12 protein-coding genes are annotated in these 9,787 nt (G+C 46.2%); 5 read left to right on the top strand and 7 right to left on the bottom strand.

Annotation, left to right across the window (positions count from 1 at the left end; all coding sequences use genetic code 11):
* Positions 1-1,008: MFS transporter (locus ACJB0T_RS06985; RefSeq protein WP_495292916.1), on the top strand; the 1,008-nt coding region annotated here is incomplete at its 5' end.
* 94 nt (positions 1,009-1,102) lie between these two features.
* Here the strand turns inward: ACJB0T_RS06985 and ACJB0T_RS06980 are convergent.
* From ACJB0T_RS06980 to ACJB0T_RS06970, 3 genes are all read right to left on the bottom strand, one after another.
* The gene (locus tag ACJB0T_RS06980) at positions 1,103-1,828 is read right to left on the bottom strand and encodes a sulfite exporter TauE/SafE family protein (RefSeq protein ID WP_479294282.1); all 726 of its coding nucleotides are present in this window, start codon (positions 1,826-1,828) and stop codon (positions 1,103-1,105) included.
* Positions 1,829-2,078: 250 nt separating this feature from the next.
* On the bottom strand, positions 2,079-2,219 hold the full coding sequence (locus tag ACJB0T_RS06975; protein WP_479294280.1) for a hypothetical protein: 141 nt from the start codon (positions 2,217-2,219) through the stop codon (positions 2,079-2,081).
* 308 nt (positions 2,220-2,527) lie between these two features.
* Entirely contained in the window at positions 2,528-3,247 is a 720-nt protein-coding gene (locus ACJB0T_RS06970; RefSeq protein ID WP_112459942.1) for an SDR family oxidoreductase, read from the bottom strand.
* Between the two features lie 303 nt (positions 3,248-3,550).
* Between ACJB0T_RS06970 and ACJB0T_RS06965 the strand changes: the two genes are divergently transcribed.
* Positions 3,551-4,027, top strand: coding sequence for a L,D-transpeptidase family protein (locus ACJB0T_RS06965; protein WP_479294589.1), 477 nt, complete (start codon positions 3,551-3,553; stop codon positions 4,025-4,027).
* Positions 4,028-4,091: 64 nt separating this feature from the next.
* Here the strand turns inward: ACJB0T_RS06965 and ACJB0T_RS06960 are convergent, their stop codons facing one another.
* A complete protein-coding gene (locus ACJB0T_RS06960; RefSeq protein ID WP_479294277.1) occupies positions 4,092-4,742 on the bottom strand; it encodes a hypothetical protein in 651 nt (216 codons plus the stop codon).
* 115 nt (positions 4,743-4,857) lie between these two features.
* On the bottom strand, positions 4,858-5,757 hold the full coding sequence (locus ACJB0T_RS06955) for a DMT family transporter (RefSeq protein ID WP_479294275.1): 900 nt from the start codon (positions 5,755-5,757) through the stop codon (positions 4,858-4,860).
* Between the two features lie 131 nt (positions 5,758-5,888).
* On the opposite strand from ACJB0T_RS06955, the gene ACJB0T_RS06950 reads away from it, so the two are divergent.
* Entirely contained in the window at positions 5,889-6,371 is a 483-nt protein-coding gene (locus ACJB0T_RS06950) for a GNAT family N-acetyltransferase (RefSeq protein WP_479294274.1), read from the top strand.
* Between the two features lie 29 nt (positions 6,372-6,400).
* Here ACJB0T_RS06950 and ACJB0T_RS06945 read toward each other — a convergent pair whose 3' ends face one another.
* The gene (locus tag ACJB0T_RS06945; RefSeq protein ID WP_479294272.1) at positions 6,401-6,523 is read right to left on the bottom strand and encodes a hypothetical protein; all 123 of its coding nucleotides are present in this window, start codon (positions 6,521-6,523) and stop codon (positions 6,401-6,403) included.
* 175 nt (positions 6,524-6,698) lie between these two features.
* Between ACJB0T_RS06945 and ACJB0T_RS06940 the strand changes: the two genes are divergently transcribed.
* The gene (locus tag ACJB0T_RS06940; RefSeq protein ID WP_479294271.1) at positions 6,699-6,899 is read left to right on the top strand and encodes a hypothetical protein; all 201 of its coding nucleotides are present in this window, start codon (positions 6,699-6,701) and stop codon (positions 6,897-6,899) included.
* 43 nt (positions 6,900-6,942) lie between these two features.
* Here ACJB0T_RS06940 and ACJB0T_RS06935 read toward each other — a convergent pair whose 3' ends face one another.
* Positions 6,943-8,388 carry a sucrose-specific PTS transporter subunit IIBC gene (locus ACJB0T_RS06935; RefSeq protein WP_479294269.1) on the bottom strand — a complete coding sequence of 482 codons (1,446 nt, stop codon included), beginning with the start codon at positions 8,386-8,388 and terminating at the stop codon, positions 6,943-6,945.
* 309 nt (positions 8,389-8,697) lie between these two features.
* Here ACJB0T_RS06935 and ACJB0T_RS06930 point away from each other — a divergent pair, with 309 nt between their 5' ends.
* The gene (locus ACJB0T_RS06930) at positions 8,698-9,687 is read left to right on the top strand and encodes a LacI family DNA-binding transcriptional regulator (RefSeq protein ID WP_479294267.1); all 990 of its coding nucleotides are present in this window, start codon (positions 8,698-8,700) and stop codon (positions 9,685-9,687) included.
* Positions 9,688-9,787: the final 100 nt, after the last annotated feature.

Below are 9,787 nucleotides of genomic sequence, written 5' to 3'. Positions count from 1 at the left end.
GCGTATATCGTTGCCGGCTTCTGCTACATCGCTGCGGGTACTGATTTCAACATGATGGCAATTGGCTCGGTATTCTTTGGTTTAGGTTCGGCGACACTGCTAATGCTTAACCCAGTGTTTATTGCGTTTGCAGGTTATGACAATAAGACGGAAGCATTAAAGCTAGGACGCATGGCGCAAGCTGCAATCATTGGTACGCTATTGGGTGGCGGCGCATTGGCTGCTCTAACTGATGGTGGCTTTGGTTACGAGACGAGCTTCTACACTATGATGGCTACCGTTGCGGTGCTGTCAGTGATTACTTTCCTAACCAACAAAGAAGCGGGTCAGCGCGTACTGGATACGGCAGAAGCGCGTGAAAAGGCTGCGGCAGAAGAAGCGCAAGAGAAGGTGAACCTAATCAAAGTGATTTTCTCTAAGTTTGGTCTGTTTCTGTTTGCGGTAGCGGCATTGTGTGCGGGTCAAGGTGCATTCCAAGCCCAGTTCCCTAACCTAATGAAAAATGCATTTACGGTTTCAGAAGCCTTGTCGGCAACTAGCCTGTCAATCTCAGCGGTACTCGGTCTGATTATTGTTGTTGCAGCAGAGCGTTTCTCTGCGAAGTTTGGCCCAACAGCACTGTTCAAGCTATGTACTGTCGCATCAATTGTGGTTATCGCGGCACTATACTTTATCGCAGAGCTTCAGTTTATCCCTACAGTGATTCTGCCAGTGGCTTTGGTCATTATTTACTTGCAAGGTATTACGGTTACAGACATGTGTTCCCCAGCGGTTGCATCACGTTTGACGCGTGTTGGTGCAGGTTATACACAAGGTCTAATGATGTTCTTCATCTCAATCGGTTTTGCTACAGGTAGCGCAATCAGCGGCTTTACCGTTGAAGAGTTTAGCTGGAGCGCACTACCGGTCGCGATTGGTGTACTAACAGCGGTAGCGTTTGTTGCCATTTGGATTGTAACGCGTGAGAAGCAATCATCAGATCACTCTGCTGATGCAAAACATGCTTAATCTCGCTTGATTTAAGCAATGAAAAAGGAGCGGATTCGCTCCTTTTTTTGTGCTTGTTGATAAGGTAAGCACGAATAAAAGTAGCTAGGCGGAACTAAAAGCTCTGCCAAATTGCGGTGATACCACTTAATGAACATAGTACTAGTGCCGCAAGGCGAATCTTTTCTTTCGGCAATGAGCCTGTGGTGAGCTTAGCTAGCTGGTAGCCGAGCCATGCAGCTGGGATAAGTGGAACCGTAATGAACAAGTGGTGTGTGGTTAGAAAGCCTATGGGTGCTTGCATCACGAGTGAAATAAACGAGCTAAACACAAAAAACGCAGAGAGGTTACCGCGTAGCTGATTGGCCTCTTGGTGTTGAAGCAACAAAGCCATTGGTGGACCACCAATGCCGCTGCTGGTACCAAAAAAGCCAGAGAAGAAACCAGCGATCCCCATTCTTACCGGGGTCGGCTCAATGCGAACTGGAAGTAGGCTGACGACAACCGCAAAGACAACCAGTAATCCTAGCCAAAGTGACAATACTTGCGTTGATACATAAAGCAGAAGCGCAGCGCCAGCGATTGAACCTGGGATACGGCCAATGATGGCCATTTTAAGCCCACCAATCGCAATGCTGCTTCGATGTTTCATTGCGTTGAGGACCGAAATAAAGAGTGCAACGAGACAGATTGGCGCAGGCACGTAGTCAGGCGATACTTGAAACAGTAAAGGTGCGGCGACAATGGCGAGTCCGAAACCGATGGCGGTTTGTACGTAGGAACCAACAAAAATGAGCAACATCGCAATAAGCGATGTTTGGCTAAACCAATCAGCGAACATGGATTGTCCCTTTCAACAACAAGGCGAAGAATTGACTATTGTACCCGCAACTTAGCCTAAGCAGCATACTGAAGTGAAGATAAATCTTGCGTTGTGAGAAGAGACTGGACAGGGATATAGGGTGTCTATGTGTTCTAATCGTTATCAGCGTGAAAGTGATATAAAAAAGGGAGCAAAAGCTCCCAAATAAAATATAAAGCAACGAAAAGGTTAAATAGAGGTTTGTCGCGATATATTCCCTACAAACCGCTTATTCAGAGTTTTCCATCCCTGTGTAAAGTAACTCTGCTGCTACCACACCGGTACTGAATGTGATACCCGCCATTAAGAGTACGATAGCGTACTTACTTGCAATGATGCATAACCCTAAGGTGTTGATAATTTTATCCATTTCACTTCTCCTTCATTCAGGGATCGTTATTGACTAACGCTATTTTACGTTAGCGAAGAGAAGGGATTTGCGATATGACGCTACTAATAATAAAGCTTTCGCAACTACATGCTGAAAAATCAAACAGCGTCATAGAATTACAACTGATCACAAAGTAAACGTTTTGCAATACTTATATTCAAAGTGTTTCGATTCATTTATTTGCTGCTTTTCAGACGTGATTTTTTATATTGGGTTGGCTTTAATGGCTAAAAAGTGATCATAAAAAAGGCGATGCTACTGAGCATCGCCGATGTTAAAAAAAGCGCTTATGGCTGCTGACGAGTTGGCGCTAGAACGATTTCTCGAACACATACATTTTGAGGCTGCGCGTAAGCGAACTCAACTGCTCTCGCCACATCATCAGCCGCTAGTACGCCGCCCATAACTTCTTTCCACTCATCGTAGCCATCTTTGATCTCTTGAGATGTTGTATGTGACAGTAGCTCGGTCTCAACCGCACCTGGAGCGATAGTGACAACGCGTACATCAGATTCAGCCACTTCTTCACGCACATTTTCAGAGATAGCATGCACGGCAAATTTAGTACCGCAATATGCTGCGTGATTGCCAAAGGTTTTACGTCCAGCAATAGAACTAATGTTGATAATAGTACCTGAATTGCGCGCTTTCATTGGTGCTAACACCGCTTGCATACCGTTCAGAAGACCAAGTACGTTGACGTCAAACATGGTTTTCCACTCAGACGCGTCTTGAGTGTCGATTTGACCAAGTAGCATAACACCAGCGTTGTTGATTAACGCATCTGCAGGACCAAATGCCTGCTCCGCTTTTTGAATCGCTGCTTCGAAAGTCGCTTTGTCTGTAATGTCGACTTTTTCACACATAGTGTTTGGTAACTCTAGTGCTTCAAGTTTTTCGACGCGACGAGCAAGCAGCAGCAGAGGATGGCCAGCGTCACTTAGACGACGAGCAATAGCTTCACCAATACCAGAGCTGGCACCTGTAATAACAACGAGCTTTTTCATGTGTTCACCTTAACGATTGTTTGGACTTCTTTGTGAAGTTGCTAAGTAGTTTAGTCAATTTATTATTGTTGATATATGGGGATTTAATAAAAACAGTGTTGTTATATGACAACAAAAATTAAGGCAAATCTATTCCTATAATGTATTCAGTCGCTTGCATCAAATAGCGTTGAGAGCTCAACCCATAACGAGGACTTTTCATTGGAACCTAGAGTGGGAACGGGTAGAATCGGCCTCCCAAGGCCTGAATCGCTTGGGGTACGAGAGGAAAGACTGATGTATAAGTGGTTATTAGTTTTGGCTATGGTGATCGCGTTGCCTTTTCAAGCTCAAGGCTTTGAGCTTGAAAAGCAGGCAGTGGTTGATCGCGTGGAAGTTAAAAAGTCTGTCAGGCGAATGTATTTGATGGACGGTGACGTTTTGGTTCGAGAGTATCGTATTGCTTTGGGGAGGAGTCCAAGAGGTCATAAGATCCAAGAAGGGGATAACCGAACCCCAGAAGGTAAGTATTACTTAGACTTCGTTATGGATGATTCCGCCTTTTATCGCTCTATGCACATCAGCTACCCTAACCTCAGGGACAAGAATCGTGCTGAGACTTTGGGTGTCAGCCCCGGAGGAAATATTAAGATCCATGGTCTAAAAAATGGTGATCGCCGAGCCCCGCAATTTGTTCAGAGTTTTGATTGGACAAATGGGTGTATTGCTATCACCAATGAAGAGATGGACGAACTGGTTTCTTTGGTCAAGATTGGTACGCCCATCTATATTCGTTGGTAGGTAACTCTCTTTATACTCTTTAGTATCGGTAAGTTAGGCCGAGACTCACCTCTTGGGGATGGCCTCAGCTGCGCGATGTTTGGTCTGCTGGTTGAGTTGAATAAGACCCTGACACATGTAGGTGTTGTGTGATGACCTTTTGGTTTTCGGTCGTTGTTTCAAGAGATTCGGCAGTTTTGTGAATTGCCGTTGCCATCTTGGACACATTCCGAGTCGCGTGCAAAATCGTACCTTGCATTGGACGCAGCAATAGCCAGTACGCTGCTACCAGTGCCAACACGATGGATAACACGAGCAGAGCGAGTAGCAGCAAAACATTAAAACGAACATCGTAAGCAAATTTTTCCGTGCTGTTTGCAATGGAATCTTGAGATTGTTCCAGTGCCCCTGGTAGCGCTGCCAAAGAGGACTTAGACATCTCGGTCAGCTCGTTAATGTTATCCATGGTATCTACCAACACTTGGCGTTGCTCTTCGTTTAGACTTTCATTTTTTGAAAGCAGGGTCAGCGATGTTGCTAGGTTATCAATAGCCACACTGGAGCGGTTTATCGACTGCTCGATACCGTCAAGATCGAGCATCATGTTGATGTTAACTAGAGGCTGTTCAATTTCATCATCGGAGGGCTGAGCGGTAGCAGCAGTATCCTCGGTAGCCGCGAATGTGGTGGTGATCGGAAGCAAGGTGGCTAGTGTAAGTAGAAATAGAGTTCTCATCGGCATCTCAATAAACAATTCGGATTCGTTAATCTGCCTATAAGTTAGTGCAGAATGCGGTCAGATACCAATTAAGGTTTTGTATCTTATCTGGATTTCGATTGAGCATCTGTTGTTATTTCTCGATTTTGACCGATAAGCGTGACTTCGCCCATGTCGCTAGGGCGATGCCAGTCAAAATCAAGATTGTGGCAAGTAAGGAAAGGAGAGAGGGTGTTTCTGCAAGCAGGCCCCACCCAAGAAACATGGCAATCGCAGGAACACTGAGTTGCATTAGTGATGCTTGCAACACGTCGATGTTTGGCAGCAAACGGTACCACAGATAATAGCCCAGCCCAGAAGCGATAATGCCGGAGAGCAGGGCATATACGATACCGGATGAAGTCAATATGCTCGGTAAATCGAACAGTGCTTGGCTAAGTATCACAAAGGCCAAAACCATCACACTGGCAACGATGAACCCTTGCTTGGTGGCTAGGATAGGTGAACTCACTTGTTTACCCAATAATGTAAAACCGCTCCAACAAAGCCCAGATGCCATCATCAAGCCCGCCCCAATCAAGGATGGCTGAGCCGCTCCCGGCGTTAAGAGTAGTATAAAGCCTCCTACTGCAACCGTCATACCGAGCACCTCGAGTGAAGTGAGCCTGTTTCCTGCCAGGCGATGATGAATGACAAGCGCAAATTGAACGGTACCAAATAAGATCAGAGCACCTGTTCCGGTATCGAGGCTTATATAAGCAAGAGAAAACAGTAGAGCATACCCAAACAAGGTCGCACCAAGCGTAATGGACTGTTTTAATGGGACGGATGCGTGAAGCGTTTGAGAGCGAGTGACTTTCCGGCGAGCGATTAAGGTGCTGAGCACGATAAGTGTCGCGGCGCCGCTCACAAGACGAATCGAGGTAAAGCTCACTGGGTCAATAGCACCACTGCCAAGCGCTAGGCGACAAAGCAGTGAGTTGAATGCAAAAGCCGTCATGGCGGAAAAGGAGAGGGCAAGCGTGCTATTCATGTTTTTACCTATCAAAATCAATAGTAAATCCTAACTCGATACCCACATTAGCTAAACAGAGAATAGTTCATAAGATATATTACTCGTATGAGTGTCGTCGCTCCCCCCTCTCAATCACAATGGAAATTGCAATGGATGTACAAGTAGTAAAAGTAGCAGCAGAACATGATCACGCGCTATGTGACGTAATCAAAACGGTGGGTGCAGAATATGGAGCGATTGGTGATGGTTTTGGTCCATCTGATCCTGAAGTGTTGGCGATGAGTGAGCACTATCATGAAGAAGCGGGAAGCCTCTATTTGGTTGCTTTAGTGGATGGCGAAGTGGTCGGTGGCGGTGGTATTGCTCCGTTTGGTGAGCACGATGAGGTTTGTGAGTTGAAGAAGTTATTTTTGCTGCCGAAAAGTCGCGGGCTTGGATTGGGTAAAAAGCTCACTGAGCAATGTTTGGCATTTGCCAAACAGCAGGGCTATCAAAGCTGCTACCTTGACACACTGAGCTCAATGGCGGCGGCTATCAAGCTTTATGAGCTTGCTGGCTTTGAGCATCTTTCAAAACCTTATCCGGGCACACTGCATAATGGCTGCGATGTGTGGATGCTGAAAACGTTGTAAATACTTAACCCAACTCGTATCAGCTCTAACTAGCCTTTCTTTTGAGCCGCCAGCGTTTCCAACCAATACTGGTGGTAGGCATCGACTTGCTTTTTAACAAACAAACCGGTAAGCCAGCGAAGGCCGCCACGCAATACGTTCAAATGGCTCATATTCAACAACCGTGCATTCAAAATGCATGGTCTTAGTCACCCAGTTAAATACCGTCCCTTTGTGCAGCTCATTGCTATCACCTTTGACAATCTGCACTTGTGTCTTACGATGCTGCCAGTTCGGCCAACACGGCGCGCGAACAATCCAAGACCCTTGGATGTACAGGGTAGAGTGATGCTACCAATCCACAACACGACGTTTGACCCCTCTTATCATGTTTGGAATGAACCACTGCTTAGAGCAGAGCATGAAGCAGTGCGCTTAGGAGTCGAATTCCTTTGTCCAAAGATTGGCGAAAAGGTGTTAATCAGTGAACTAAATGTGAACGGTCAAGATCGCTGGTGGGATGAAAATGAAAAGGCTCACAAATTGTGAGCCTTAAGATTAGTAGGGGGTATATCAGGGCAAAAAGGGATGACTAAGCAGAAGCTTCGGCTTGATTGCCAGCGGCTTGCTTGTTACGCATACCCAGAACAATCGTTAAACCAAACGCGATGGCGAATGAAATAGCCATACCTGCAACGTAGTAGCCGATGTTCTCTGGACGAATCGAGATAATGCCTGGTAGGCCGGCTGCGCCTAGTGCTTGTGCTTTCACGTTAAACATAGTGATGAAAGCACTTGAGATTGCCGCACCGATGATAGCTGCGATGAACGGGTAGCGCAGTTTTAGGTTAACACCAAACATTGCTGGCTCTGTGATACCCAGTAGGGCAGTCACACCAGAAGGCATTGCAATCCCTTTAAGCTTGATATCTTTAGTGGTTAGGCCAACCGCAAGTGCTGCACCACCTTGAGCGATGTTAGACATTGCTGCAATTGGGAAGATGAACGTGCCGCCTGTAATCGCAATGTCAGTCAGAAGCTGAGTCTCGATAGCGATGAAGCTGTGGTGCATTCCGGTAATAACAAACGGAGCATAGATAAAGCCAAATAGTGCGCCACCAACAAAACCAGCTGAGTCGTATAGCCAGTTAAGTCCATCACCAAGTAGGAAGCCAATATCACGAGTGAATGGGCCGACAACCGTAAAGGTTAGGAAACCTGTGATAAAGATGGCTAGCATTGGTGTTAGCAAGTTATCCAAAACAGATGGGATAAACTTGCGCAGGCCATTTTCTACTTTAGCTAGGATGAACGCGGACACGAGTACAGGTAACACAGAGCCTTGGTAACCGACTTTTTGGATTTCAAAGCCCAAGATGTTCCAAGTTGGGATCGTGCCCGATACCGCTGCGCCGCCAAAGCCCCAGCCATTAAGTAGATCTGGGTGAACCATGAGCATACCAAGGGCTGCGCCAAGGAAAGGGTTACCGCCAAACTTCTTCGAAGCCGAGAACGCGAGCAGAACAGGCAAGTAAACAAATGGTGCGTTCGCAAAGGTGTTAATCATGCTGGCCAGATCGGCAAGACCTGGATTCGCATCAATCAGCGATTGTCCTTCAATAAACAGACCTGGTGCGGTCAGCAAGTTGAAGATACCCATCAATAGACCACCGGCAACAATCGCAGGGATGATAGGTACAAAAATGTCCGACAAGCCTTTTACTGCACGTTGCAGCCAGTTTTGCTTTTGGGCACCCGCGGAGGCTACGTCTTTGGTCGACATTTCAGACATGCCCGTCAGCTTAGCGAGTTCAGCATAAACTTGGTTAACGATCCCTGAACCAAAAATGATCTGATACTGACCTGCGACTTTGAATTGTCCTTTCACGCCTTCTAGATCGTCGATTGCTTTTTCTTGGATCTGCGATTCATCTTTTACAGCGAGGCGTAAGCGAGTAGCGCAATGTGCCAAGGCAGAGAGGTTGTCCTTTCCCCCAAGCAGCGCGAGTAGTTGTTTGGCTATGACTGGATAGTTCATAACGAGCTCCGGTTACATTTTGTGCGTTATTATCTAATGTTGTTCTCAATAAAGTGTGTTGAATACATTTTGGGAACGTTTGCAAGATCGAATCATAAGCATGTGCGAATTAGTGTCAAAAGATAAAGTGCCACAATGTGATTGCGATCATCTCTTGTGGCATAAGGCTCGAAAAGAGTGTGCGCTCTGTAAGAATTTTGGCCGAAATGGAGCAATAAGCAAGTCGATGCTAAGCTGATTGGCTTATCTAAGGGCCCGTTTTTATGATATTCTTTGCAAACATTCCCATAAATATCGGACATTTATCCCATGGCAAGCTTACATGATGTCGCTAAACTCGCTGGCGTTTCCAAATCCACTGTTTCTCGAGTTGTGAATAACGAGTATGGGGTAAAACAAGCGACAAAAGATAAGGTTCAAAAGGCCATTGATGAACTGGGATACCAAACAAATCTAGTGGCGAAGGAACTTAAGTCGCAAAAGACCAATTTGATTGGGGTGATTGTCCCAAGGGTCGCGTCAAGCGCTACCTCGCAAGGGGTCGACGGTTTAAGTCGTGTGTTTGATAGTGCAGGTAAGCAGGTATTGCTTGCCAGTACGCAGCAATCTTTTCAAAAAGAAATTGAGTTCATCCGTCTTTTTAACCAAAAGCGTGTCGAGGGTATCATCTTGTATGCAACCCATTTAGACGAAGAGTTGGTTGAGGTCATTTTGCAATCTGCTGCACCTGTTGTGCTGGTGGGCCAGGATGGCTCACTGTTTAACATTCCAAGTATTGTTCATGATGATTTTCGAGTCGGATTTGAGGCTGGAAATCGTTTAATATCATCGGGTTGTAGTGATATTGGCTTTATTGGAGTAGCCAGCTCAGATATTGCGGTCGATAAGCTTCGTTATCAGGGCCTTGAGCAGGCACTGCAATTTAAACGCAAAGGTGAACCACTATTTCATAGTCGCGGCGAATTTACGATTGAGTCGGGCTATCAGCAAGCGAAACAGCTATTGGCTGAGCATGCTAATTTGGATGGCTTGTTTTGTGCAACCGACCGAATTGCGATTGGTGCAGTAAAGGCGATTCAAGAGCGCGGTTTGACTGCTGGGTCGGACATCAAAGTGCTAGGGGTCGGTAATGATGAGCTTGGTTCTGTGTCGTCACCAAGTATTTCTACTTTTAACTATCCCTTTGATAAAGCGGGTGAAAGTGCGGCTAAGCTACTGATGGATTTGCTGAGTGGCGAGCCAGCGAGCATGAGTAAGATTGTCCTTACCTTCCAAACTATTGACCGCGAAACCTGCTAGTTTCGTCTCTTCACCAACCGTTCTAACCGCCTCTAAGCTCTGAGATTTGCATTAATACTCGGCGGAGGCGAGACGTGTTTCAAGTCACAAAACGAGTCAC

Source organism: Vibrio sp. CB1-5, assembly GCF_059412285.1.
The sequence above is the reverse complement of the archived record's forward strand: the minus strand, read 5'-3'. Positions and strand labels throughout refer to the sequence as shown.